Source organism: Hymenobacter monticola, from assembly GCF_022811645.1.
GTDB lineage: Bacteria > Bacteroidota > Bacteroidia > Cytophagales > Hymenobacteraceae > Hymenobacter > Hymenobacter monticola.
In genome coordinates this window covers 4,208,783-4,232,882 of record NZ_CP094534.1, presented here as the reverse complement: position 1 = coordinate 4,232,882, position 24,100 = coordinate 4,208,783, and the positions used below count along the sequence as shown (strand labels likewise).

Annotated in this window: 23 protein-coding genes, 1 tRNA gene and 1 pseudogene; 7 read left to right on the top strand and 18 right to left on the bottom strand. The window is 60.5% G+C overall.

Features of this window, described 5'->3' with window-relative positions:
• Window positions 1-18 precede the first annotated feature (18 nt).
• Together MTP16_RS17575 and MTP16_RS17570 are read left to right on the top strand one after the other, a co-directional pair.
• Entirely contained in the window at window positions 19-615 is a 597-nt protein-coding gene (locus MTP16_RS17575; RefSeq protein WP_243512306.1) for a Crp/Fnr family transcriptional regulator, read from the top strand.
• Between the two features lie 234 nt (window positions 616-849).
• Window positions 850-1,203 carry a DUF4260 domain-containing protein gene (locus MTP16_RS17570; protein WP_243512303.1) on the top strand — a complete coding sequence of 118 codons (354 nt, stop codon included), beginning with the start codon at window positions 850-852 and terminating at the stop codon, window positions 1,201-1,203.
• 21 nt (window positions 1,204-1,224) lie between these two features.
• Here MTP16_RS17570 and MTP16_RS17565 read toward each other — a convergent pair whose 3' ends face one another.
• Together MTP16_RS17565 and MTP16_RS17560 are read right to left on the bottom strand one after the other, a co-directional pair.
• A complete protein-coding gene (locus tag MTP16_RS17565) occupies window positions 1,225-1,686 on the bottom strand; it encodes a nuclear transport factor 2 family protein (protein ID WP_243512300.1) in 462 nt (153 codons plus the stop codon).
• An 89-nt stretch (window positions 1,687-1,775) separates the two neighbouring features.
• A complete protein-coding gene (locus MTP16_RS17560; RefSeq protein ID WP_317244071.1) occupies window positions 1,776-2,597 on the bottom strand; it encodes a helix-turn-helix domain-containing protein in 822 nt (273 codons plus the stop codon).
• A 211-nt stretch (window positions 2,598-2,808) separates the two neighbouring features.
• On the opposite strand from MTP16_RS17560, the gene MTP16_RS17555 reads away from it, so the two are divergent.
• Complete coding sequence (locus tag MTP16_RS17555) at window positions 2,809-3,006, top strand: hypothetical protein (RefSeq protein WP_243512294.1); 198 nt, start codon at window positions 2,809-2,811, stop codon at window positions 3,004-3,006.
• Window positions 3,007-3,009: 3 nt separating this feature from the next.
• The gene (locus MTP16_RS17550; RefSeq protein WP_317244110.1) at window positions 3,010-3,678 is read left to right on the top strand and encodes a class I SAM-dependent methyltransferase; all 669 of its coding nucleotides are present in this window, start codon (window positions 3,010-3,012) and stop codon (window positions 3,676-3,678) included.
• A gap of 46 nt (window positions 3,679-3,724) precedes the next feature.
• Here MTP16_RS17550 and bshB1 read toward each other — a convergent pair whose 3' ends face one another.
• Entirely contained in the window at window positions 3,725-4,444 is a 720-nt protein-coding gene (gene bshB1 / locus MTP16_RS17545) for a bacillithiol biosynthesis deacetylase BshB1 (protein ID WP_243512292.1), read from the bottom strand.
• A gap of 167 nt (window positions 4,445-4,611) precedes the next feature.
• Entirely contained in the window at window positions 4,612-5,622 is a 1,011-nt protein-coding gene (locus MTP16_RS17540) for a zinc-dependent alcohol dehydrogenase family protein (protein ID WP_243512289.1), read from the bottom strand.
• Window positions 5,623-5,744: 122 nt separating this feature from the next.
• Between MTP16_RS17540 and MTP16_RS17535 the strand changes: the two genes are divergently transcribed.
• Window positions 5,745-6,092 (top strand): winged helix-turn-helix transcriptional regulator, encoded by a 348-nt coding sequence (locus MTP16_RS17535; protein WP_243512287.1) that lies wholly within the window; start codon window positions 5,745-5,747, stop codon window positions 6,090-6,092.
• Between the two features lie 62 nt (window positions 6,093-6,154).
• On the opposite strand, the gene MTP16_RS26025 is transcribed toward MTP16_RS17535, so the two are convergent.
• The 7 genes from MTP16_RS26025 to MTP16_RS17500 form a co-directional block, all read right to left on the bottom strand.
• Window positions 6,155-7,282, bottom strand: a complete 1,128-nt coding sequence (locus tag MTP16_RS26025) for a M23 family metallopeptidase (RefSeq protein WP_317244070.1) — start codon at window positions 7,280-7,282, stop codon at window positions 6,155-6,157.
• A 142-nt stretch (window positions 7,283-7,424) separates the two neighbouring features.
• Window positions 7,425-8,360, bottom strand: coding sequence for a thioredoxin-disulfide reductase (gene trxB, locus MTP16_RS17525; RefSeq protein WP_243512286.1), 936 nt, complete (start codon window positions 8,358-8,360; stop codon window positions 7,425-7,427).
• A gap of 183 nt (window positions 8,361-8,543) precedes the next feature.
• The gene (locus MTP16_RS17520) at window positions 8,544-9,407 is read right to left on the bottom strand and encodes a sigma-70 family RNA polymerase sigma factor (protein ID WP_035566352.1); all 864 of its coding nucleotides are present in this window, start codon (window positions 9,405-9,407) and stop codon (window positions 8,544-8,546) included.
• A gap of 122 nt (window positions 9,408-9,529) precedes the next feature.
• The gene (gene pnp / locus MTP16_RS17515) at window positions 9,530-11,701 is read right to left on the bottom strand and encodes a polyribonucleotide nucleotidyltransferase (protein ID WP_243512285.1); all 2,172 of its coding nucleotides are present in this window, start codon (window positions 11,699-11,701) and stop codon (window positions 9,530-9,532) included.
• A gap of 201 nt (window positions 11,702-11,902) precedes the next feature.
• Window positions 11,903-12,178, bottom strand: coding sequence for a 30S ribosomal protein S15 (gene rpsO / locus MTP16_RS17510; protein ID WP_243512284.1), 276 nt, complete (start codon window positions 12,176-12,178; stop codon window positions 11,903-11,905).
• A 139-nt stretch (window positions 12,179-12,317) separates the two neighbouring features.
• Window positions 12,318-13,772, bottom strand: coding sequence for an LptF/LptG family permease (locus MTP16_RS17505; protein ID WP_243512283.1), 1,455 nt, complete (start codon window positions 13,770-13,772; stop codon window positions 12,318-12,320).
• Between the two features lie 103 nt (window positions 13,773-13,875).
• Entirely contained in the window at window positions 13,876-14,289 is a 414-nt protein-coding gene (locus MTP16_RS17500) for an START-like domain-containing protein (RefSeq protein ID WP_243512282.1), read from the bottom strand.
• Window positions 14,290-14,419: 130 nt separating this feature from the next.
• On the opposite strand from MTP16_RS17500, the gene MTP16_RS17495 reads away from it, so the two are divergent.
• Window positions 14,420-14,493 (top strand) — tRNA-Met (locus tag MTP16_RS17495).
• A 200-nt stretch (window positions 14,494-14,693) separates the two neighbouring features.
• On the opposite strand, the gene rplT is transcribed toward MTP16_RS17495, so the two are convergent.
• The 3 genes and pseudogenes from rplT to infC form a co-directional block, all read right to left on the bottom strand.
• On the bottom strand, window positions 14,694-15,038 hold the full coding sequence (gene rplT, locus MTP16_RS17490) for a 50S ribosomal protein L20 (protein WP_243512281.1): 345 nt from the start codon (window positions 15,036-15,038) through the stop codon (window positions 14,694-14,696).
• Window positions 15,039-15,202: 164 nt separating this feature from the next.
• Entirely contained in the window at window positions 15,203-15,397 is a 195-nt protein-coding gene (rpmI, locus tag MTP16_RS17485; RefSeq protein ID WP_196284689.1) for a 50S ribosomal protein L35, read from the bottom strand.
• 204 nt (window positions 15,398-15,601) lie between these two features.
• A pseudogene (gene infC, locus MTP16_RS17480) lies at window positions 15,602-16,159 on the bottom strand (translation initiation factor IF-3); the annotation flags it as partial.
• Here infC and MTP16_RS17475 point away from each other — a divergent pair.
• A complete protein-coding gene (locus MTP16_RS17475) occupies window positions 16,094-16,357 on the top strand; it encodes a hypothetical protein (RefSeq protein WP_243520128.1) in 264 nt (87 codons plus the stop codon). The pseudogene infC and the gene MTP16_RS17475 sit on opposite strands and share 66 nt — an antisense overlap.
• Before the next feature lie 14 nt (window positions 16,358-16,371).
• Here the strand turns inward: MTP16_RS17475 and thrS are convergent, their stop codons facing one another.
• The 4 genes from thrS to MTP16_RS17455 all read right to left on the bottom strand — a co-directional run bounded on the left by thrS (window position 16,372) and on the right by MTP16_RS17455 (window position 23,583).
• Window positions 16,372-18,306 (bottom strand): threonine--tRNA ligase, encoded by a 1,935-nt coding sequence (gene thrS, locus MTP16_RS17470; RefSeq protein ID WP_243512280.1) that lies wholly within the window; start codon window positions 18,304-18,306, stop codon window positions 16,372-16,374.
• A gap of 98 nt (window positions 18,307-18,404) precedes the next feature.
• Window positions 18,405-19,562 carry a tetratricopeptide repeat protein gene (locus tag MTP16_RS17465; RefSeq protein ID WP_243512276.1) on the bottom strand — a complete coding sequence of 386 codons (1,158 nt, stop codon included), beginning with the start codon at window positions 19,560-19,562 and terminating at the stop codon, window positions 18,405-18,407.
• A gap of 62 nt (window positions 19,563-19,624) precedes the next feature.
• The gene (locus tag MTP16_RS17460; protein WP_243512274.1) at window positions 19,625-20,527 is read right to left on the bottom strand and encodes a tetratricopeptide repeat protein; all 903 of its coding nucleotides are present in this window, start codon (window positions 20,525-20,527) and stop codon (window positions 19,625-19,627) included.
• Window positions 20,528-20,820: 293 nt separating this feature from the next.
• Window positions 20,821-23,583, bottom strand: a complete 2,763-nt coding sequence (locus MTP16_RS17455; RefSeq protein ID WP_243520073.1) for a DNA gyrase/topoisomerase IV subunit A — start codon at window positions 23,581-23,583, stop codon at window positions 20,821-20,823.
• Window positions 23,584-24,100 lie beyond the last annotated feature (517 nt).

The following is a 24,100-nucleotide window of genomic DNA, read 5'->3' as shown; positions in this document are numbered from 1 at the left end:
GCACGACCTTTACCGCTCATGCTTCACCCCCTCCGCGCCTACATCCAACGCTTCCTGCCCACGCTTAGCGATGCCGAGTGGGCGCCACTGGCCGCCGCGCTACGGCCGTATCAACTGGCGCGGGGCGCGCACTTTGTGGAGGCTGGGCAGCGACGTCCAGAGCTAGCGCTGCTGCTGCGAGGGAGTTGCCGGCTCTACTACCCCCAACCCGACGGCGAAGAGCGCACCACCTATTTCTTCTTCGAAAACCACCTGATGGGCGACTACCCCGGATGCCTGACCGGTCAGCCCAGCCAGCTCAGCATTCAGGCCCTGACCGACTGCGAAATGGAGGTGTTCGACTACGCCGTGCTGCGGCAGCTCTACGACGAGTGGCCGGTGTACGAGCGGTTTGGCCGGCTCGTGGCCGAATACCACCTGCTGGGCACCGACGCCCGGCTGGTGGAGCAACTGCTGCTGTCGCCCGAAGAGCGGTACCTAGCTCTGCTCAGCAGCGGCAAAACCAAGATTCTGGAGCGCGTGCCGCAGCATTTGGTAGCCAATTACCTGGGCATCACGCCGGTGTCGCTGAGCCGCATCCGGGCCCGGGTGACGCGCGGAAGCGGCGGGAAGTAGCCGGCTGCCTTTCAGTTGCGTCGTTCTGACGTGGGGCCTCACCCCCGGCCCCTCTCCCCAGGGAGAGGGGAGCCAGACGGCCTACTTACGCAGAACCGGTGCCCCCTCTCCCTGGGGAGAGGGGGTTAGGGGGTGAGGCCCCACGTCAGAACGCATTTCTTAGCTTTTGTTAACGAAACGCAGCATGCGGCCATCGGAATTTTGGGTCATCAATCAACCCAACCTTTTGCCCCCATGAAAAACCTGCTGAAAACCGAAGAACTGGCCGAAATGCTGCTGGCCGTGGTGGTATTTACCCAACTGCCCTACGCCTGGTGGGTGCTGCCCGCCACCTTCCTGCTGCCCGACCTGAGCATGCTGGGCTATCTGGCCGGGCCCCGCGTGGGCGCCTTCAGCTACAACCTGCTGCACCACAAGGCACTGGCCGTGGCGGTGGGCCTGGCCGGTTGGGCACTGGGGCAGCCGCTGCTGCTGCTGGCGGGCACCGTGCTGCTCTTCCACAGCGCCTTCGACCGGGCGCTGGGCTACGGCCTGAAGTACAGCAGCGGTTTTCAGAATACCCACCTGGGGCAGGTTGGGCGGGCGTAATTATTGAGGAAACGGGCCGGCTCAGGGGCGCAGGGAAAACATTTTCTCATCAACTTCGGTCCCCTGACCGGCGACGCGGCACCAGCCCGCGGCTTTCCTGACGTACACTTCGAGCCGGCGCACTTTCAGGGCGATGTCGCGCCCGTCCACGTTCAGCTGCACATCGGCCAGCCAGTTGACCACGGCCGACGTGCCGCCGTAGACGCGGATGATTTCGTTGCCGGGCACGGGCTTCACCGATTTGAAAATAATCTTTTCCTTGGTTTGTACGGCCCGGTGCTCCTGCGCCGAAAAGGAAATATCGCCCTTGGCGCCCACCATCACAACGTCGTTGCAGCCGGCCGGGCCGTTGGCGGCGCCCGGGGTGTGCAGCAGCGCCTTTATTTCCCGGCGCTCCTGGGCGTAGCTCACCGTGTCCATCTGGGCAAAAGCCGCGGCGCTACCCAGGAGCAGCAGGCCCGTCATCATCGTTTTTTTCATCATTGCAGCGTTGGTACAAGCCAAAAGTACGGGGCGCGGGAAGCGAGAAACAGTATAAATCCGACGTGTTTTCGGCCGCCAGCGACGGGGTGCTACAGCGGAAAGTCGCCCTGAATTTTCAGGGGCGAGTCGCGCATTTCCAAGGCCAGCAGCCTGGGAGTAGTGGCGGTGAATTCCTTGAAATCCCGGATTAAGTGCATCTGGTCGTAGTAGCCGCACTGGTGGCTGATGGTGGTCCAGCGGGCCTGCGGCTGATTTACTTTGAGGCGATAGGCCCGGGAGAAGCGCGCCAAGCGGGCAAAGAACTTGGGCGAATACCCCAGCACGTCTTTGGCTTTGCGCTCAAATTGCCGGTTGCTGAGGCAGGCCAGCGCCGCCACTTCGTCGAGGGTAGGCGCAGCGTTGCCGCCGAGCAATAAGCGGATGGCGCGCTCGAAGGGGCTGGCGGGCACCTGGCTCATTTTGCGCAGCAGGTAGGCTTCCACGATGTTTTTCATGACCAGAAGCTGGGTGGCCTCCTGCAGCTTTTCACTGACCTCGCGCAGCGCCGGCCCTAGCACGTCGGCGCCGTTGAGAGGCGTGTCGAGCACCTCGTGCAGGGGCAGGCGCAACAGCCGAAAAAGCCCACCGGGCTGAAAGGCCACCGACACGAAGCGGTGCTGCACGCCCAGGGCCAGGTCGACTTTGGTGGTTTGGGGGCCCACAATGGTGCAGGCCGGCAGCTCCCGAAACGCCTGCTGCCCCTGCCGGCTGCGAGTGGCATCGGCGGGGTAAAAGTTGAGGCAGTGCTGGGGCGTGGGCGGAAACGGGGCCACGCGGCCGTAGGCCGGGCCATCGAGCCGCACATCCACCACCATGAAGTAGCGCACGAATGGCTGCAAGGCGAGATGGGGAGGATAAAAGGCCGGCTTCATGACAATACCCTTGTGGTCGGTATTCGATGCTTTCCTGCACCAAACTACGCAGCAAATGGCCAGTAATTGCCCACGCCAAGCCACAGCTCCTATTCCGCCGGCAAGTGCCGGTGCTTGCATGCAAAAGCACGCCGGGCGCTAAGCCTGGCCGCTTTTATTAAAGTAGCGAATGCGTAATTTCAGGCTGCCTCCCCGCCCCATCGCAGTCCTTATGAACCCACAACCCAAAGATTACAGCAGCATCAGCCCTTCGGCCAAGTCCCTCCTGCTGCTAAAAGGCTACACCGGCATCCCCTACGCCAAGGAAACGGCCGCGCTGATGCCGGGCTCCGAAGTGTTCGACCTGGATTTTGGAGCGAAAGACTTCTGGTTCTGGATGCGGGTGGTGCATTTTGAGCTGCGCTACTAGAGCATCGACCAGCTGCTGCAGCAGGCCAATAACAAGAACCTGCTGGAGCTGTCGTCCGGCTACTCGTTCCGGGGCCTGGCCCTTTGCGCCAACGACCCCAGCCTTCATTACATCGACACCGACCTACCGGAAGTGGTGGCCACCAAGCGCGACATGCTGACGCAGCTACCGTTGGGCCCAGCCCCCAACCAGCATTTCGAGCTGTTGCCCCTGAACGCCCTGGACGAGGCGGCCTTTCGCAGCGTCGTTGAAAAATTCGAAGCTGGCCCCCTCACCATCGTCAATGAGGGCTTGCTGATGTACTTAACCCTCGAAGAAAAAGCGCGCCTGTGCCAGACCATTCACGCCATACTTAAGCAGCGGGGTGGCTGCTGGATAACGGCCGACATCTACGTGAAACGGCCGGCCGACTTGCGGATGGAGTTGCCCCAAAGTGCCGGCGAGCGCCGCTTTTTCGAGCAGCACCACATCGAAGAAAACAAGTTTGACAGCTACGAGGCTGCCCGCGCATTCTTCGCAGCGCAGGGCTTCGAGGCGGTGGCCGAAGCGGTGCCGGATTACAAGAGCCTGACGGTACTGCCCCAGTTGCTGGCGGTATTGCCCGAAGAGGCGCGCAACCGCCAGGAGCCGCCCCCCAAAGTGCAGGCCACCTGGATGCTACGGGCGGTATGACGGCGCAGAATCCGCCAAGTCGCTAACCAGGCAATTGCGCTATTTCCTACAGCAAGTCCCCCACCTCGCGCACGCCCACCGGGCGCGCCACGGTGAAGCCCTCACCAAACTCGACGCCGATGATGTGGCCGAACTCCCGCGCCCGCGCCTCCATAAACCGGCCGAAGGCCTGGCTGGACAGGTAGGTTTGCGGGGCGTCGAGGTCGGGGTTGAAGAACTGGGTTTTGAAGGCTTGAATGGCTTCCCACTTCTTCGCCCAGTGCGGCGTGATGTCGACCACAAAAGCGGGCGGCAGCTGACGGTCCTGGATGTAGTGGTACACGTTTTTGGGCCGCCAGGCTTCCTGCGGCTGGCCGTTCTCGTCCAGCGTTTCAATCATGCGCAGGCCGCTGAGGAAACAGGCGTCGATGGCCAGCTGAGCGGCCTTGCCGTGGTCGGGGTGCCGGTCGGTGATGGCGTTGGCCAGCACCACCTCGGGCTGGTAGCGGCGGATGGCGGCAATGAGCAGCAGCTGGTGCTCCCGGTCGTTGCGGAAGAAGCCATCGGCCATGCCCAGGTTCTCGCGAATCTCAATGCCAAGGATTTTATTGGAAGCTGCGGCCTCTTCGGCCCGGGTTTCAGGGGTGCCGCGTGTGCCCAGCTCGCCCCGCGTGAAATCGACAATGCCGACCTTTTTGCCCACGGCCATGGCGGCCAGCAGCGTGCCGGTGCAGGACATTTCTACGTCGTCGGGGTGGGCACCCAGGGCCAGGATATCGAGTTTCATGTAGTGCGTTTGGAAAGGAAAACAGTGCGGCGCAAATAGGTCTGCCGCCGAATGAGTGCTGGCGTTCCCGCGCAACCCGGGTCGGTATGCCCACCCAGGGTAGCGCAGAAACGCCAGCAAAGAAACACGGTAAAGCGCTGATGCAGGACTGAACGGTCGCGGGTGGCTTACAAGCGCACCACCACTTTGCCAAAGTGCGCGCCGCTCTGCAGGTGTGCGAAGGCGGCCGGGGCCTCGGCAAAGTCAAACACCCGGTCGATAACCGGACGCAGCTGGTGCAGGGTCAGGGCTTGCAGGTAGCGCTCAAACATGGCGCGGCTGCCCACGTAAATGCCGGTCAGGCGCAGGCTCTTGGTGAGCAGCGGGCCGGTGGCTATGGGCGCCGACACGCCCGTAAGCACGCCCACAAAGGCAATGTGCCCGCTGGCCCGGGTGGCCCCAAACGACTTTTCGAGCGTGCCGGCACCGCCCACTTCCACCACGTGGTCGGCCCCCAGGCCGTGGGTGAGGCGCTGCACTTCCTTCTCCCAATCGGGCGTGGTGCGGTAGTTGATGGTTTCGTCAGCGCCCAGCTCACGCGCCCGGGCCAGCTTGTCGTCCGACGACGAGGTGATGATGACGCGGGCGCCGGCCGCCTTGGCCAGTTGCAGGCTCAAAATCGACACGCCGCCCGTGCCCTGCAGCACCACCGTTTGGCCGGGCTTGAGCTGCCCTTGTTCGAAAAGGCTGTTCCAGGCCGTGACGCCCGCGCAGGGCAGGCAGGCCCCTTCCTCATAGGTCAGGAACTCGGGCAGCTTCACTAGGCCCTGCTCGCTCAGCACCACGTACTCAGCCAGCATGCCGTCGATGGCGCCGCCCAGGGCGTGGGCGTGCACTTCTATCGCCAAGGGGCCGTCGAGCCAGGTTTGGAAGAAGATGCCGGCCACCCGGTCGCCGGGCTGCACGCGCGTCACGCCCGCGCCCACGGCAGCCACTTCGCCGGCCCCGTCGGAGCAGGGCACCACGGCTTTCTGGCGGTTCGGGCTTTTGGCCACGCCCAGGTCGCGGTAATTCAGCGACACGGCCCGCACGCGCACCAGTACCTGACCGGGGCCGGGCTGCGGCTGCTCGGCTTCGGTCAGCTGCCAGCCGGCGGGGCTGTCGGGGCCCGTCACGGGCAACAATTCGTACTTTTTCATGGGACAATTACCTCGTTAAGTGTGGCGCAAAACAACCAACGCCCATCAGCCCAAACAAGTAGTTCGGCTTTGCGGTCTTAGGTCCGGATTCCGCACCGATGCTGATTTTCAATTCCAAAAAAATGAACCCGCCCCTCTTCGATTTAACCTACTGCCCCATCGTGCCGGCCCTGGAAGTTATTGGCGGCAAGTGGAAGCCGTTGGTGGTGTACCACATCTACCTCGGGGCCCAGCGCTTCGGCAGCCTGCTGCGGTGCATCCCCACCATCAGCAAAACCATGCTCACCCAGCAGCTCCGCGAGTTGGAACGCGACGGCCTGCTGCACCGCGAGGTATTCGCCGAGGTCCCCTCCCGCGTCGAATACACCCTCACCCAAACTGGGTTGTCGCTGCTGCCCGTCCTGAAAGCCATCGGCGCCTGGGGCCGTCAGCTTAAGGAGCAGCAAGCCGTTCCGGAACTGGTTGCCTGAGTAGGCATAAAAAAGCCCGTCATGCTTCGCGCTGCATGACGGGCTAATAAGGACAAAAAGCGTTATTTAATTCGCAGCTTCTTGCCGGGCTGCAAGGTCCTCACCCCCGGATTCAGCTTGCGCAGGGTGCTCACGCGCACCCCGTACCGCTCCGCCACTTCCGACATGGTATCGCCCGAGCGTACCCGGTGCGTCACCGTTTGCCGGGCCCGCGAGGGCGAGCCGCTGTGGCTACTGCCGCCACTACTCCGGTGCCCCAGGGCGCGACTGTAGTAGTTGAACAGCGCCGAAGTGATGGTGAAGTTGTCTTTCCGCAGCTTGTAGCCGGGGAAATCGTACATCAGCGTCGGATTGATGGGGTTGCCCTGGTAGCGCACCTCAAAGTGCAGGTGCGAGCCCGTGCTGCGCCCCGTGCTGCCGCCGTAGCCGATGAGTTGCCCCGCTTTCACGAAGGTGCCCACCGTCACCAGCGCCTTGCTCAGGTGGCCGTACACGGTTTCGAGGCCGTTGTAGTGGCGCACCAGAATGTAGTTGCCATAGCCGCCGCCGTCCCAGGCCTGAATGCGCACCACGCCATCAAACACGGTTTTCACCGAGTCGCCGGTTTCCAAATCCAGGTCCATGCCGTAGTGCCACCGGTAGCCCCGGAAGGCGAAACCCGACGTGATGGGCGTCGTTACCAAGGGCATCTTGGCGTAGCGCTGCCGCGGCGGGTCGGTCAGGTGCAGCTTCAGCGAGTCGCGGTAGCTGCGGCCGTCCACGCGGTAGGGGTTCACGCGGTGCGTGTCCCAGATGGAATAGTAGCCCGCCACCTTTACCCACGACGAATCAATGAGCACCTCCTCCGACATTTCCACAATTTCCTGGCCGCCCTCGTTCAGCGTCGTAGTGTCTTCGCTCACAATGCTGAGCTTCTTGGCCGGGTTGAAATAGATGGACTTCGCCGCATCTGAATTCTCGTCCGGGATTTCCTCGGTTTCAATCACCGTGGTGGTATCCGGGCGCACGTAGCGCATCTTGGGCGTCTTGATGCGGAAGAAGTCCGACTTGCCGGAAGTGCTGCCGGCTTTGGCCTTGGGGCGCGGCGGCTTGCGGCGCTGGGCCTGCGCCGGGCTCAAGCCGGCTAGCAGCAGCAAAAGCGCCAGCAACAGCAGCGCCGGGCACCGATATATTGTTTTCAGGAAAGTCAAAAGCAAGCAGAAAAAGGCCATTGGCAAAGGCTGCTCAGCCATCACCAACGCGCTGTTTGGTCTAAAACAAAACGGTTAGAAAAAACGAACCGCAAAGCTCGCTCTTTCTAACACGTCATCAACTAACACGATAACACAAAATTTAGTGTATGCCCAGCGCTGCTAGATACCGTTCGGCATCCAGCGCGGCCATGCAGCCGGAGCCGGCGGCCGTCACGGCCTGCCGGTAGGTGTAGTCCTGCACATCGCCGCAGGCAAACACGCCGTCGATATTGGTCTTGCTGCTGCCGGGGATGGTCTTCAGGTATCCCTGCTCGTCGTGGTGCAGGTAGGGCTGGAAAATCTTGGAGTTAGGCTCATGCCCGATGGCTACGAAGAAGCCCGTCAGCGGAATTTCGCGCGTCTCGTGGGTCAGCACGTTTTTCACCCGCACGCCTTCCACGCTGTGCTCGCCCAGAATCTCATCGGTCACCGTGTCGAACAGCACCTCAATCTTGGGGTTTTCCAGCACGCGCTTCTGCATGATTTTCGAGGCTTTCATCTCGCTCTTGCGCACTATCATGGTCACCTTGCTCGCCAGGTTGGCCAGGTAAGTAGCTTCCTCGGCGGCGGTATCACCAGCGCCCACAATGGCCACCTCCTGCCCGCGGTAGAAGAACCCATCGCATACCGCGCAGGCCGACACACCCGAGCCGTTCAGCTTGGCTTCCGAAGGCAGCCCCAGCCACTTGGCCGAAGCACCCGTGGCAATAATCACGGCATCGGCCGTCAGTTCTGTGGTCTCGTCAATGGTCACGCGGCGCGGCGTCACCGAGAAGTCCACGGCCGTAGCAATGCCGTAGCGGATATCGGTTCCGAAGCGGGTGGCCTGCTTTTTGAGGTCCTCCATCATCTCCGGGCCCATGATGCCATCGGGGTAGCCGGGGAAGTTTTCGACGTCATTGGTAATGGTAAGCTGCCCGCCGGGCTGCAAGCCCATATACATAACAGGCGCCATATTAGCGCGGGCGGCGTAGATGGCGGCCGTATAACCGGCCGGGCCGGAGCCGATAATCAGGCATTTGATGTGTTCAGACATTGTACTGTAGCGCGAAGCTCTGCTTCGCGTATCGTTGAACGATGAATAAGGTAGCTAACGGAGCAACCGGCACGCGAAGCAAAACGGCCTCGCGCAACAACCCGGTAGACGCCGACAAGCGCAAAACCGTACAAAAAACCCCAACCTAACGGTCGGGGTTTTTCATTCTGCAAAACTAATTGATTAGCCGAGATAAGGCTTCAGCGCTTTCGAGCGCGACGTGTGCCGCAAACGACGGATAGCCTTCTCTTTAATCTGACGCACCCGCTCACGGGTCAGGTTGAACTTCTCGCCAATTTCCTCCAGCGTCAAGGCAGCTTCGCCGTTCAGGCCGAAGTACAGCGTGATAACGTCAGCCTCGCGCTTGGTGAGTGTGCTCAGGGCGCGCTGCACCTCCTTGCGGAGCGAGTCGTTCATCAGGGCCATGTCCGGCGACTCCTCGTCCTCGTTTTCGAGCACGTCGAGCAAACGGTTTTCCTCGCCCTGCACAAACGGCGCATCCACTGACACGTGGCGACCCGAGATTTTCAGCGTGTCCACCACTTCGGAAGTAGTCAGCTCCAACACCTCGGCGATTTCCTCCGGCGAAGGCTCGCGCTCGAACTTCTGCTCCAGTTCCGAGAAGGATTTGCTGATTTTGTTCAGCGAACCCACACGATTTAGGGGCAGACGCACGATGCGGCTCTGCTCGGCCAGGGCCTGCAGAATGGACTGGCGAATCCACCAAACGGCGTAGGAAATGAATTTAAAGCCCCGGGTTTCATCGAAGCGCTTGGCGGCTTTGATGAGGCCGAGGTTGCCCTCGTTGATGAGGTCACCGAGGCTAAGGCCTTGGTTCTGATATTGTTTAGCTACCGACACCACGAAGCGCAGGTTGGCCTTCGTCAATTTCTCTAATGCTTGCTGGTCCCCGTCGCGAATACGCTGCGCGAGCGTCACCTCCTCGTCGGGCGTGAGCAAATCAACCTTGCCAATCTCCTGGAGGTATTTGTCCAGCGACTGGCTTTCGCGGTTGGTAATCTGCTTACTAATTTTTAGCTGTCTCATGGGACTAGGTAAGAACGATATCTGATGGGGTTATACGTAAGAAAAAGCCGCCCGGCCAGTCCCTAAGTCAGAGGAAGCCAACAGGCTCCCTCTGCTTTAAGTTCTCAGGCGGTGCCGGTTTGCTAGGCTTTTGCCTCGCCGTTGCTGGCGGCCGCGGCCTCAGGCTTGGGCAGGAGCACCTTGCGCGAGAGCCGGTACTTACCGGTTTTCTTGTCGATTTCCACCAGTTTCACGTCAATGTCCTGCCCCACTTCCAACAAACCTTCCAGCGTTTGAATCCGTTCGTGCGTCACTTCGGAGATATGCAGCAGGCCGTCTTTGCCTGGCATAATCTCCACGAAAGCACCGTAGGGCTGAATGCTGCGCACCTTGCCCTTGTACACCTCGCCCACTTCGGGCTGGGCCGCGATGGCGCGAATCCGGTCGATGGCGCCCTGCATGTCCTCCTGGTTGGAGGCGTAGATGCTCACGTGGCCCTTCTCGTCCTTCTCCTCGATAATCACCGTGGCGTTGGTGTCCTTCTGAATCTGCTGAATCACCTTGCCGCCCGGCCCGATTACCGCACCGATAAATTCTTTATCAATGAGCATCTTGTGCGAACGCGGGGTGTGAGGCTTCAGCTCCGGCGCCGGGGCCGAAATCGTCTTGGCCATCTCGCGCAGGATGTGCAGGCGGCCCTCACGAGCCTGGTGCAGTGCGGCGGTCAGAATCTCATTGCTCAGTCCTTGGATTTTGATGTCCATCTGGCAGGCGCAAATGCCTTTCTCCGTGCCAGTCACTTTGAAGTCCATGTCGCCGAGGTGGTCCTCGTCGCCGAGAATGTCGCTCAGCACGGCGTACTCACCGGTTTCCTTATCCTGCACCAGACCCATGGCAATACCGGCAACTGCGGCCGAAATCTTCACACCGGCATCCATCAGGGCCAGCGAGCCGGCGCATACCGTGGCCATCGAGCTGGAACCGTTCGACTCCAGAATGTCCGACACGATGCGGATGGTGTAGGGGTTTTCTTCTTCAGAAGGCAGCACCTGCTTCAGCGAGCGCAAAGCCAGGTTGCCGTGGCCAATTTCGCGGCGGCCGGCGCCGCGGTTGGGCTTTACTTCACCAGTCGAGAAACCGGGGAAGTTGTAGTGCAGCATGAATTTCGAGAAGCCCTTGGTCAGCGGCTGGTCGATGATTTGCTCGTCGAGCTTGGTGCCGAGCGTGGCCGTGGTCAGGCTTTGCGTTTCGCCACGCGTGAAAATAGCCGAGCCGTGGGCGCCGGGCAGGTAGTTGATTTCCGACCAGATGGGGCGGATTTCGGTGAGCTGACGGCCATCAAGGCGCACCCGCTCCTTCACCATCATGTCGCGAATGGCCTTTTTCTCAGCCGAGCCATAGTAGCGGCTGAACATCTTCATGTCCAGTTCCGGCTGCTCGGCAATGAGCTTGTCTAGGAACGCCTTTTTCACGCCCGAGAAGCCTTCCTTGCGGCCGGCCTTCTTGGTGTTGCCCGAACGCGCCACGTCGTAAGCGCCCTGGTAAACGCCGTCGTGGATGAGTTTTTTCAGCGCCTCGTTCTCCTCGTACTTCGGATACTCGCGGGGCTGCGACTCTGGCGTGCGGCCCACGGCCTCGGCCAGTTCCTTCTGCAGCTGGCACTGGGCCTTGATGGCTTCGTGGCCGAAGGCGATGGCGGCCACCATCTCTTCTTCGCTCACTTCCTTCATGGCGCCTTCCACCATGGCCACCGAGTCGGCAGTTGCGCCCACCATCAGGTCCATGTCGGCGCGCTCCAGGTCGGAGGTGCGGGGGTTAATCTGAAACTGGCCGTCGATGCGCGCCACGCGCACTTCCGAAATCGGGCCAGCAAACGGAATGTCGGAAATCGACAGTGCGGCCGAAGCAGCCAAAGCGGCCAATGCGTCGGGCTGCACTTCTTTGTCGGCCGAGATGAGGCTAATCATCACCTGCACCTCGTAGTGGTAGTCTTTGGGGAACATCGGCCGCAGAATGCGGTCGACGAGGCGGCAAATCAGGATTTCGTAGTCGCTCAGGCGGCCTTCGCGGCGCTGAAACGAGCCGGGAATCTTGCCGGCCGAGCCGAATTTCTCTTGGTAGTCCACCGACAGCGGCAGGAAGTCAACGCCTTCGCGCTGGCTCGGGGCCGAAACCACCGTGGCGAGCAGCATGGTGTCGCCGAGGCGCACCACAACGGCGCCGTCGGCGAATTTGGCCAGTTTGCCGGTTTCGATGGAGATGACGCGGCCGTCGGGCAGCGCCAGGGATTTGGTAATGGCGTGGGGTTGGGACATCAGCGGGGTTTGCTTGAAAAAGCGACAGCGGGCGAGCAGCCAAAAACGAGGGCCGCCAACGGCTCCCGTTACTCAAGTACATTACAACAGCGTGCGCCGAGAAAACCTGTTTTTCGGGAGCGGCCTCGGCGCCAAACCAACCCGAACAAAAAAAGAGTAGGGAACCTTCGTTGGAAGGCTCCCTACTCTCAGAATCTGGACTTACTTGCGGATGCCCAGCTCCTTGATGATGGCGCGGTAGCGGTTGATTTCGCGGTGCTGCAGGTAATCCAGCATGCTGCGGCGCTTACCTACCAGCTTCAGCAGGCCCAGGCGGGTGCTGTGGTCCTTCTTGTTCACCTTGAGGTGCTCGGTCAGGTGGTTGATGCGGTGCGTGAAGAGGGCAATCTGCGCCTCGGCCGAGCCAGTATCGGTTTTAACTTTTTGCAGGCTGTTCTTTTCGAAAATGTCCTGCTTTGCTTCGGTGGTGAGTTTCATCGGCTGATAGGTGTGACCCCGTCTTTGGATTAAGATGAAAAAGAAAATGATAACCCCGTACATCGGGGTGCCGCAAAGGTACGGAATTTAAAAACAGGATAAAAGCGGCAATCGGAAAATTCGCAACTCAGGCAAATTCTTACGCCACCAGCTCTTCCTCCGGCTCCGTGATTTTGCGCAGGGCCGGGATGCCCACGCGCTGGGGCAAGCGGCGCCAGAAATCCAGTTCCAGCAAGCCGGAGTCGTTGTAAGCCTGATACAGAAAGAACAGGCCCGCCGGGAGCAGCACCAGATTCGACATCCACATGCCAATGCCCACCGGCATCACAAACTCGCGGCCGTACTTCTCGCCCATGATGCTCAGCACATAATAAACGATGAAGAACAGAATGGAAATCAGAATGGGCACGCCCAAGCCGCCTTTCTTAATGATGGAACCCAAAGGCGCCCCAATCAGAAACATCAGCAACACGGCCACCGACTGCGAGTACTTGCGAAACACCTCGATGCGAAACAGCGCCGAATTCTTGGCCAGGTCCGTGAGGCGCTCGGTAGTTGAGTCGGCGTAGGTTTTCAGGTTGCGGGCGCGGCTCAGCGCTTGTTCGATGATGGTGGACGAAGGCGCCGCCAGCCGGGCCGCAGGCACCTGCCAGTCGGCCACTTTGCGGCTGGCCGTCCGGCCGGTCGTATCGAAGCGCAGGAAGGTGTAGTAGGCGTTCATCTGCATCGGCAGCGTCTTCTCCTCGTGGTGCAGCTTTTTCTGTACCGAATCGGTGGCGTAGTGCAGCTGCGGGATGTTGAGCATCATCCGGTTTTGCTTGAACAGCTCCTCTTTCGTGCGGTTCATGCCGAAAGAAGCCAGCGAGAACGTGACCGTATTATGGTCAAACGCCTGGCGGATGAAGCTGGCGCCGGCCCGGTCCTGCGCATCGGGCTGCTCCACATAGTTGTGGCCGTGGAATAGCTCCAAACCCAAGTAGCCCCCATTGAACCGGGTAAACATGCGCCCCGAGTCGGCCAGCATCACCGTGGCATTGCCCGACTTCTGGGTGTGGTCGTAAATCATGACGCCGTGCAGCCGGTCGCCGTTTTCGCCCGTTTTCTTATCTACTTTGATAGTGTAGCCGGGGATGCCGTTGTAGAAAACGCCCTCCCGGATATCCAGCGCCAGCTTCTGCTGGCGCACGTCCCACAGCAGGCTGTAGGCCTTCAGGTTGGCCCGGGGCACAATGGTTTCGTTAAACCAGAAAGCGCCCACGGCCAGCGCCGCCGTCAGCAACAGCACAGGGCGCAAAATCCGGGTGAGGGCAATGCCCGAAGCCTTAATGGCTGTGAGTTCGTGGTGCTCGCCCAGGTTGCCGTAGGTCATCAGCGACGACAGCAGCACGGCCAGCGGCAGCGAAATGGGCACAATCAGCACGCTGAAATAAAACAGCAGCTGCAGCAGTACCCCCGTGCCCAGGTCCTTGCCGATGATATCATCGAGGTATTTCAGCAGCGTGTGCGTGAGCAGAATGAACTGCACCACGGCAAACGTGAGCAGAAACGGCCCGGCAAAGGCCTTCAGAATAAGTTTGTCTAGCTTCTTAATCATAGAAAGCGACCCTAGAAGTGGGTGTCAACTCCGGGCAAAACGATGGCGGGGCAAAAAAAGTACCGCCAAGGCAATAAATCCTCAGCAGCACACAGCAATGGCCTTAGCCGCCTACTTGCTCGCGCAGCTTGCCCACCAGGCCTTCCCACATTTCGTGCTGCTCACGCGGGTCGTGGGGCGACGAGTACTCAATCACGCGTAGGTATACTTCATCCGTTACCTGGGAAGAATCGAGGGTAAATTCCAGAAAATTCGCGTCGGGCACCGACTGGCGCTGCTCGTCGAGAAAAACAAACCGCACGGCCTTGTTCAGGCGCTGGCCCGAAATCTCGGCGTAGTGGTTGTCATTATCCCAGATAAAATTGAGCCGCTGTCCCTCCACGTAGCGCACATCGTCGCAAAACCACTGCGAAAGGCCCGAAGCGGTGGCCAAATACGGAAAAAGAATTTTGGGCGAAGCGTTGATGGGGTATTCCACCACGAAGCGCGTTTTGGTCTGAATATCAGGCAAAGCCATAGAATGAAAAACGAAGGCGCCCGAAGAACGACCGGCCCAAGGCCGGCGGAGCGCAAGAGAAATACAGTTTTTTGCCCCCAAACCTTGCGTGGGGGCCGATTGGCGCGTTACCTTTGCACCCACAAAACCCGGCGGGGTAGCTCAGTTGGTTAGAGCACAGGATTCATAACCCTGAGGTCACGAGTTCAACTCTCGTCCCCGCTACTTCAAAAACCGTTTTGGCCTAGTGCTGAAGCGGTTTTTTTGCTTTCAGGCCCCTCTGCCGATATCCTCGCCTTAGTTTACGACCAGGGAATGTTATACCGGCAGATAAAAGAGGCCTAAACCGGTCGTATGGGCCCAAAACAAGAAAACGCTGAACCCTGGGCTCAACGTTTTCTTGCTTCAATAACAGCCAGGGGCAATTACTTCGCCTTTTCCACGATGCCTTTGAAGGCTTCGGGGTGGTTCAGGGCCAGGTCGGCCAGCACCTTGCGGTTGAGCTCGATGCCGGCCTTTTTCAGGCCGCCCATCAACTGCGAGTACGACAGACCGTGCTCACGGGCGCCGGCGTTGATACGCTGAATCCAGAGGGCGCGGAATTCACGCTTCTTTACTTTGCGGTCCCGGTAAGCGTAAACGAGGCCTTTTTCAACGGCGTTTTTCGCTACGGTCCACACGTTTTTGCGACGGCCGTAGTAGCCTTTCGCCAAACGCATTACTTTTTTCCGACGGTGGCGCGAAGCCACGTGGTTGACACTTCTTGGCATAACCTTGAAAGTTTTTGGCAGCCGGCGCCCAGCATCTGCTGAAGCTTAAAGTTGCGGCCGGAAGCCTGGTTTATGGTGAAATTGTGAATTGGTGAACTGGTGAGTCTCGGTAGCGAAATGATAGAGCAAAAAACTCACTATTTCACTAACTCACCATTTCGCCACTAGAAATTGAGCATCTGACGCACGCGGCCCATGTCGGCGCTGCTTACCAGACCCGTGTGGGTCAGGCCGCGCTTCTGCTTGGTCGTCTTTTTGGTCAGAATGTGCGATTTGAAGGCGTGCTTCCGCTTCACCTTGCCCGTTCCGGTGAGCGCAAAGCGCTTCTTAGCACCGGATTTCGTCTTTACTTTCGGCATTGTAGTGGTTGTTGGAGGGTTGGTTGTTGATTGTTGATTGCTCACCGACCAAGGGTCGGAAAGCCATCCGCAACCGGGTAAATGCTATTCAGCGGCGTCGGTGGTAGCCGGAGCCGTTTCGGAGGTCTTTTCTTGGGCGTCGGCCGGCTTGGCAGCTTTTTTGTCCTTATCGGGCGCAGCAGGAGCCGCGGGCTTGGCCGCAGGTTTGGCAACGGCGGCGGCTTTGGGCGCGAGGTAGAGGAACATGCGCTTGCCTTCAAGCTTGGGCAACTGCTCTACTTTGGCGAGGTCCTCAAGGGCCTGGGCAAACTTGAGCAGCAGGATTTCGCCCCGCTCCTTGAACACGATGCTGCGGCCCACAAAGTGCACGTAGCTCTTGATTTTGGCGCCTTCGCGCAGGAATTCCTGGGCGTGCTTCACCTTGAAGGCAAAGTCGTGCTCGTCGGTGTTGGGACCGAAACGAATTTCCTTGATAACGACCTTGGTTTGCTTGGCCTTCAGCTCGCGGGTCTTCTTCTTCTGCTCGTATTTAAACTTCGAGTAGTCGATGACGCGGCAAACGGGCGGTGTGGCCGTGGGCGAAATCTCAACGAGGTCGAGGTTCTGCTCCTGCGCCATGCGCCGGGCCTGGTCGACGGGGTAGATGCCCTGCTCGACGTTTTCACCCACCAGGCGCACTTCGCGAGCGGTGATTTTTTGATTGATTTTGAACGGCTCTTCCACCTGCTGGCGGGGCACGTACCGACGGTTCGGGGCTGCTATGGCTGGGGTCCTCCTGCTAAAAAAGTGGCGGGAAATAAGTTTCAGACAGCTTTTGGCCGGGTAGGCCTTGGCAATCAGGGGGCAAATATCGGTATTTATATTGGCAAAGGCAAGCCAGAAACCAATTGTATTGGGGATAACGCGAAAAAAGAGCGTCATGCCCTGGCTATGCCCGGCATGACGCTCTTTTTCATATAGATACAACGAGCCGACTACATGGCGTCTACCATCTGGCTTTGCACGCTTTTTACGAAGGCTTCCAGCGGCATAGAGCCGAGGTCGCCCTCGCCGTGCTTGCGCACGGAGATGATATTATCCTGGGCTTCCTTCTCGCCTACTACCAGCAGGTAAGGGATTTTGCCCATTTCGGCGTCGCGGATTTTGCGGCCGATGCGCTCGTCGCGCCCGTCGACGGTGCCGCGCAGGTCGTGCTGCTCCAGTTGCGCTTTCACCTGGTAGGCGTAGTCGCTGTACTTGTCGGAGATGGGCAGCACGATGAATTGCTCGGGCGTGAGCCAGAGCGGGAAGTTGCCGCCGCAGTGCTCGATGAGCACGGCCACGAAGCGCTCGAGCGAGCCGAACGGCGCGCGGTGAATCATCACCGGACGCTGTTTGGAGTTGTCGGCGGCGGTGTATTCGAGGTCGAACCGTTCGGGCAGGTTGTAGTCGACCTGAATGGTGCCCAGCTGCCAGCGGCGGCCAATGGCATCGCGCACCATGAAATCGAGCTTGGGGCCGTAGAAAGCGGCTTCGCCGTACTCCGTCACGGTGTTGAGACCTTTTTCGAGAGCGGCTTGCTGGATGGCAGCTTCGGCCTTCTCCCAGTTTTCGTCGGAGCCGATGTACTTGGTTTTGTTTTCGGGGTCGCGCAGCGAAATCTGGGCGGTGAAGTCGGGAAAATCCAGGGCCTTGAGCACGTAGAGCACGATGTCAATCACCCTGGTGAATTCCTCTAGCACCTGGTCGGGGCGGCAGAAGATGTGGGCGTCGTCCTGCGTGAAGCCGCGCACGCGGGTGAGGCCGTGTAGCTCGCCGGACTGCTCGTAGCGGTACACGGTGCCGAATTCGGCGAGGCGCACGGGCAGGTCGCGGTAGCTGCGGGGCTCGGTTTTATAGATTTCGCAGTGGTGCGGGCAGTTCATCGGCTTGAGCAAAAACTCCTCGCCGGGGTTGGGCGTCTTAATGGGCTGGAACGAGTCGGCGCCGTACTTCTCGTAGTGGCCGCTGGTCACGTACAGTTCTTTGGAGCCAATGTGCGGCGTCACGACGGGCGAATAGCCGGCTTTCACCTGGGCCTTGCGCAGGAATTGCTCCAGGCGCTCGCGCAGGGCGGTGCCTTTGGGCAGCCACAGGGGCAGCCCCGCTCCTACTTTCTCGGAGAAAGCAAACAGCTTCAGCTCTTTGCCGAGCTTGCGGTGGTCGCGGCGCTTGGCTTCCTCGAGGCGCTCGAGGTACTCGGCCAGGTCCTTGGCTTTGGGGAAGGTGATGCCATAGAGGCGCGTGAGCTGCTTGTTTTTCTCGTCGCCGCGCCAGTAGGCGCCGGCCACGTTCATCAGCTTGGCGGCCTTGATGGTGCCGGTGTCGGGGATGTGCGGGCCGCGGCAGAGGTCGGTGAAGCCGCCCTGCGTGTAGAAGGTGATGTTGCCGTCTTCGAGGTTCTCGAGCAGTTCCAGCTTGTAGGGGTCCTGCTTTTCGGTGAAGTAGGCAATGGCGTCGGCCTTCGAGACTTCCTTGCGGATGTACTGGCTTTTGTTTTTGGCCAGCTCCAGCATTTTCTTCTCGATTTCGGGGAAGTCTTCGCTGCTGATGCTACGGCCTTCGCCGAGGTCGACGTCGTAGTAGAAGCCGTTTTCAATGGCCGGGCCGATGGCCAGCTTCACGCCGGGGTACAGCGCTTCGAGGGCCTCGGCCATGAGGTGGGCCGAGGAGTGCCAGTAGGTGGATTTGCCGGAGTCGTCGTTCCAGGTAAGGATGCTGACCTGCGCGTTGTCAGGCAGCGGGCGGTGGAGGTCGCGGACTTCGCCGTTGACCGAAACGGCCAAGGCGTTGCGGGCGAGGCCTTCGGAAATGCTGGCGGCCAGGTCATAGCCGCTGGCGCCGTCGGCAAGCTGGCGCAGCGAGCCGTCGGGGAGCGTGATGTTGAGCATACGGAGACTAAAAGGTTGCCAGAGCGGCAAAGCAGGCGCAAGTTAGCAAATGCGCAACAAGGCTAACCCATTAGCTGAGCAGAAAATGCCACGGGGCGTTAGTCGGCGCCGGGGGCACGGGATGGCAGCGGCGCAATGGGTTGCGGCCGGGCCGGTGCGACCGGGCGACGATAGTAGTAGCGCGGCGTGGTGCGCAAGCTATCGGGCAGCGAAGCTTGCACGAGGCCATTGGTTTTCCAGACTTTGAAAGTCCAGTGCTGGTTGCCCGGGTTTTCGGCCACCAACCGGCGGTACTGGGCCAGGGCTTCGGGCAGGCGGTTCTGGGCTTCGAGGGCTTCGGCGAGCAGGGCACGGGCTTCGGGCAGGCGGGGGTTGCGCCGGACGGCGCGGCTAAGGTGCTGGATGACAGCTTTCGGCTGTTTGGACTTGGCCGCGGCGAGGCCCAGGCGGTAGTCGGCCCGGTACACGGTGGTATCGAGGGCCAAGGCGCGCCGGTAGTACCACAGGGCGCTGTCCGGACGGCCCTGCAACTCCAACTGGCGGCCGTAGTCGTAGCGCAGCAGGCCCGAGGTGGTGTCGAGACGCATGCCCTGGGCGGCGTATTTGGCCGCATCGGCCGGAATGCGCCAGGCATTGAGCAGGAAGGCCAGCTGGTGCAGAATTTCCGGCTCGCGGGGGTCGCGGGCCAGGGCATCCTGCAGGTACTGCACGGCGGTGCTGGTGTCGGCCGTGGCGGCATAGGCCAGGCCTTTATAAAAGAGCGCCGCCGGCTGGTCGGGGTCGAGGCGCAGGGTGCGGTCGAGGTTGTCGAGGGCGGCGGGGTAATTGCGGGCGGCCAGGTGGGTTTCCCCCACCAGCAAGGGCAGTTCAGGGCCGCCAAAGCCGTGTGCGGCTGCTTGGCGCGCGGCGGCCAGCGCTTCCTTGAGCTGGCCCAGCGCCCGAAACGTGCGCGCTTGCAGGAAGTAGAGACTGCCGTCGGTGTCATCAATGGCCAAGGCCGCCTCGACGTCGGTGAGGGCGGCGCGGGGCTGACCGGCGGCCAGGCGCAGAGTGGCTCGCTTGGCCAGTAAAGCGGTGTTCTGGGGCGCACGCTCAATGGCCCCGTTCAGCTCATCGGCCTGCACACGGGGGCCACTTTGCACCGTGGCAAGGTTGACCAAGGTATCGGCCCGCTCGTCGGGTGCGGTTTGGCAGGCCGAAACTGCCCAACCCAGCAGCGGGGCGGCAAGCAAGCTGAAAAACCGAAATTTCGACATGGTAAGCCCTGGAAATTGCAGCAAAGAAAACAACTATGGAGCCAGGCAGCTGAAATTTCAGCTCATTTCTGCTTTCCACTCGTGGTTTCTGTAGGCTGGTGCAGAATGTTTGCGGACTCTGGTGCCGGGGCCGGTTGGCTGGCTTGGCGCTTCTGGTGCCGTTCGGCGGCGCGCAGCAGCGGCGGGAGCATCTTCCGGCACAGGCGGCTCAGCACCAGGTCGTCGCTGGTAATGGGCGGGATTTTCTCGGCCTCGCGTAGCACCTCAATGGCGCGCCGCCGCCGGCCCTGGTAACGGCACATGCGGGCCAGGTCGTAGCAGAACTGCAGGTTGTTGGGCGCCAGGCGGTGGGCTTTTTCCAGGTCGTCCATGGCCTCGCGGCTGTCGCCACCGTCGGGCACGTCGCCCAGCACCAGCTTGCTGTAGATGCGTTCGAGCAGGTTGTAGTGCGCCACGCGGTACTGCCAGCGGCCCAGCAGCTGCCAGGCTTCGGGCATATCCGGACGCTTTTCGGTGGCCAGGTACACGTGCGAGCGCAGGTCGCGGAAGGCTTGCAGGCGGGCGCCGGCGCTGTAGAGGGTGGCTTGGCTGAACAGGGCCACGGCGACGGCGTAGTTGCTTTCGCCGCCCTCCGGCCGGAGGAGCAGGGCCCGGTCGGCGTACTGCCGGGCGGCATCGAAATAAGCTGCTTTGCGGGTTTCGTCGGAATAGCGACCGCCGATGCGGACGCTGAGCACGGCCGCCTGCCACAAGGCCATGTAATGGTTGGGCACGGTGCTGAGCACTTCCTGGTACACGGCCAGGGCTTCCGAATCCTTAAACTGATTGGTAAGCCGGGCGGCCTGGAACAGCTTTACCCGCACGGCGGGAGGGTCGGAAGCGGGTGGCGGGGCCACGCGCACGGCGGGCACCCGGGGCTTGACCGGCTGGGCAAAAGCCGGCGCCGTCCAGCCGACCAGGGCCATCCAGCACAGTATCCTTCGACCGACAGCCAACCAATTCACCAAACAAAACAACTAAAAACGTGAAATTCCGGGCAAAGAACGGCACACGACCGAGGGAATGTTCATCGTACGGAAAAGTTAGCCGTCTTCGCTTGCTGCAGCTACTGGCTTGGCAATACCAGAGCGCAGATATAACCCTCAAAGCATTTGAAGCACCATTACTGCGATACCAAATTGAATTTAGTTTCGCAGTAATGGTGCTTCAAGTTCGCTTCCATTGCTTTCTAAACAATTTTCACAGCGACAAGCCCCCGCTAGAACAACAGCCCCAGCTGCGCCTTGGGCCGCTTCAGCAGCTCCTGGGCGCGGGCTACTTCCTCGGCCGTTATGTCCACCGGGCCGGTGGACTCGGGGCGGGGCGCTTCGGGGGCAGCGGCGGTTTCGGTGGCTTTGGGCGCGATGCGCTTCTTGGGCTGCTCACGGCGCTGGGGCTCGGGGCCTTCGTCGGTAAGCAGCGTGAGGGCGTGGATTTTGTAGTAGTTGAGCTTGTTGCCCATCGCCTTCCAGCCTTTCACGTCGATGAACTCGTGCAGGCCGATTTTCTCGGTTTCCTTGTCGGCCTTCTTGTCCTTCTGCACCTTTAGCTCCACCAGCGGCTCGGGATGGGCCGTCACGGCCAGCATTTTGGAACCTTTGGTTTCCGAAATAAAGGTGAAGCGCTTGCTCAGCGTGCTGGTTTCAATCTTGAACCGCTTCACGTAGTGCAGCTTGGTTTCGCCGTCCATGTACACCGTCGAGAGGACAGTATCGGGCTCGAACTTGCGCAGCAGCAGAATGTTGGGCACGTCGAAGTGAATGGCCGGGTCGGGCGGCGTCAGCTCGTAGCTGCCGTCCTTGAACACCACTAGGATGGTGTCGTCGGTATCGAAGGCGCCCAGGTAGCGGCCGTGCGCCGAGGTGGTGAGGCGGCCTACCACGCTGTCGAAGAACATTTCGCGCCCGCCCAGCGTGGAGTCGCCGAGCGACTTCTGCGTAATTTTTTTGATGGGCTGCTTGGTCACAATGTTGCCCATCGAGCCCTTGCCCTTGATGGCGAGGTCGGCAAAGTCGAAATCAAACTGCTTCACCCGCGCCGGGGCCTTGTCGCTGAGTTGGATGCTTACGATTTCCGACTCCGAGTTGGGGTTAGCCGTGAGATAGAGCGTTTTGGTGCCCTTGGTGCCCTTGGTGAGGTCGTACACCTTGTCGCGCGTGATACCCGACACCAGGAAGCGTTTGGCGAACGAGATGCCCGAGGCACCGTCGAGGTACACCATGTTGTACACCAGCCGGTCGTCGTTCTTGTTGTACACGCCCACGTGCAGGATGTCCTTGCCCACGAAGGTCTTCTCCGCGATTTTGCTCACCGTAAAGGTGCCGTCGCGCCGGATGGCGATGATGTCGTCCAGGTCGGAGCAGTCGCAGATGGTCACGGCGTGCTCGTCCTTTTTCAGTCCGTAGCCCACGAAGCCGTCGGCGTAGTTCACGTAGAGCTTCTGGTTGGCCACGGCCACTTTCTGGGCCGTCACCACATCGAAGGTGCGGAGCTGGGTTTTGCGCTCGCGGCCCGCGCCGTACTTTTTCAGCAGCCCTTCGAAGTAGCGGATGGCGTAGCGCGTGAGGTTGGCCAGGTGGTCGGCCACCTCGGCCAGCTCGGCTTCGAGGCGCTGCAAGTACTCGTCGGCCTTGAAACCGTCGTACTTCGAGATGCGCTTGATGCGGATTTCGGTCAGTCGGGTGAGGTCGTCTTCCGAAATGGGGCGGCGCAGCACAATGCGGGCGTCATCGGCCCGGGCCTTCTCCCCTTCTATGCGCACGAACTTCTTCAGGCCCTTGTCAATCGTTTCGAGTATTTCCTCCCAGGTTTCGCACTCCTCAATCTTGCGGTAGATGCGGTTTTCGATGAAAATCTTCTCCAGCGAGGCGTTGTGCCACTTCTCCCACAGCTCGTCCTGGCGAATTTCCAGCTCGCGCTCCAGCAGGCGCACCGTGGCCTTGGTGCTTTGGCGCAGCACATCCTCCACCCCCACGAAGCGGGGCTTCTCGTCGATGATGACGCAGGTGTTGGGCGAGATGCTGATTTCGCAGTCGGTGAAGGCGTACAGCGCGTCCATGGTCAAATCTGGCGAGATGCCGGTGGGCAAATGCACCTGAATTTCCACGTTCGCGGCCGTGTTGTCGACCACCTTTTTAATCTTGATTTTGTTGGCCTCGCTGGCCTTCACGATGCTTTCCATCAGCGCCGTGGTGGTGGTGCCGTAGGGAATGTCGCGGATGACCAGCATGGTCTTGTCAACCTTCTCGATGGTGGCACGCAGGCGGATTTTGGCCCCGCGCAGCCCCGAGTTGTAGTTGCTCACGTCGCACAGGCCGCCGGTCGAAAAGTCCGGGAACAGCTGCACCTCGCGCCCTTTCAGCACATCGATGCTGGCCCGGCACAACTCTTGGAAGTTGTGGGGCATAATCTTGGTGCTCAGGCCCACGGCGATGCCCTCCACGCCCTGCGCCAGCAGCAGCGGGAACTTCACGGGCAGCGTGGTGGGCTCGCGCTTGCGGCCGTCGTAGCTGAGCTGCCACTCGGTGGTGTCGGGGTTGAACACCACGTCGAGCGCAAACTTGCTCAGGCGGGCCTCGATGTAGCGGGGCGCGGCGGCGCCGTCGCCGGTGCGCACGTCGCCCCAGTTGCCCTGGGTTTCGATGAGCAGGTCTTTCTGGCCCAGGTTCACCATGGCGTCGCCGATGCTGGCGTCGCCGTGGGGGTGGTACTGCATGGTTTGACCGATGACGTTGGCCACTTTGTTGAAGCGGCCGTCGTCCATCTCCTTCATGGCGTGCAGAATGCGCCGCTGCACGGGCTTGAGGCCGTCTTCAATGGCCGGCACGGCGCGCTCCAGAATCACGTAGGAGGCGTAATCCAGGAACCAGTTCTGGTACATGCCGCGCACCGTGGCCACGTCGTGAATGGTTTCGCCGGGGGCGAATTTGGGCTCCTCCTCGGTTTCGGGCCCGGTCACGGGCGGCGCCTCCACCTCCGGCATGAATTGAGCGAACAAAACGGCCGCCTGCGGGGCCGTCTCGTCGGTATCCTCCCCTGCTTGGCCATCGGCGGCATCCGCCGCGTCGGTCGGTTCAACGGCATCTTCGGCCGCGGCGGGCGAGAAGGCGCTTAGGTCAAAATCCACCGAGTCGCCAGGTTGCAGAAAATCTTGGTCGGGAGCTTCGGAAGCAGGAGTATCGAGAGTAGCCACGAGGGAAACGAATGAGGTCGGCGAAGTGCCGTCAAAAATACCGGAATCAGCGCGGAGCGCAACAATTTACAATTAAATCCGCCGCTGGAAAGTTCCCAAAAATATTAGCGATTCCAATTTACCATTTTGCCGGCTCAGGAATTATAAACAGGGAACGGTTTCAAATTTAGGCATTTTTATACTGACAAGCAAGCTAAATACAATAGCCAAGCTCAGACAATTAACACCCTTAAAGCTGAACACTCCCAAACCAAACCAGCGCGCACGAAAAAAGCCCGAACCAAAGATTCGGGCTTTTCCGTGGAAT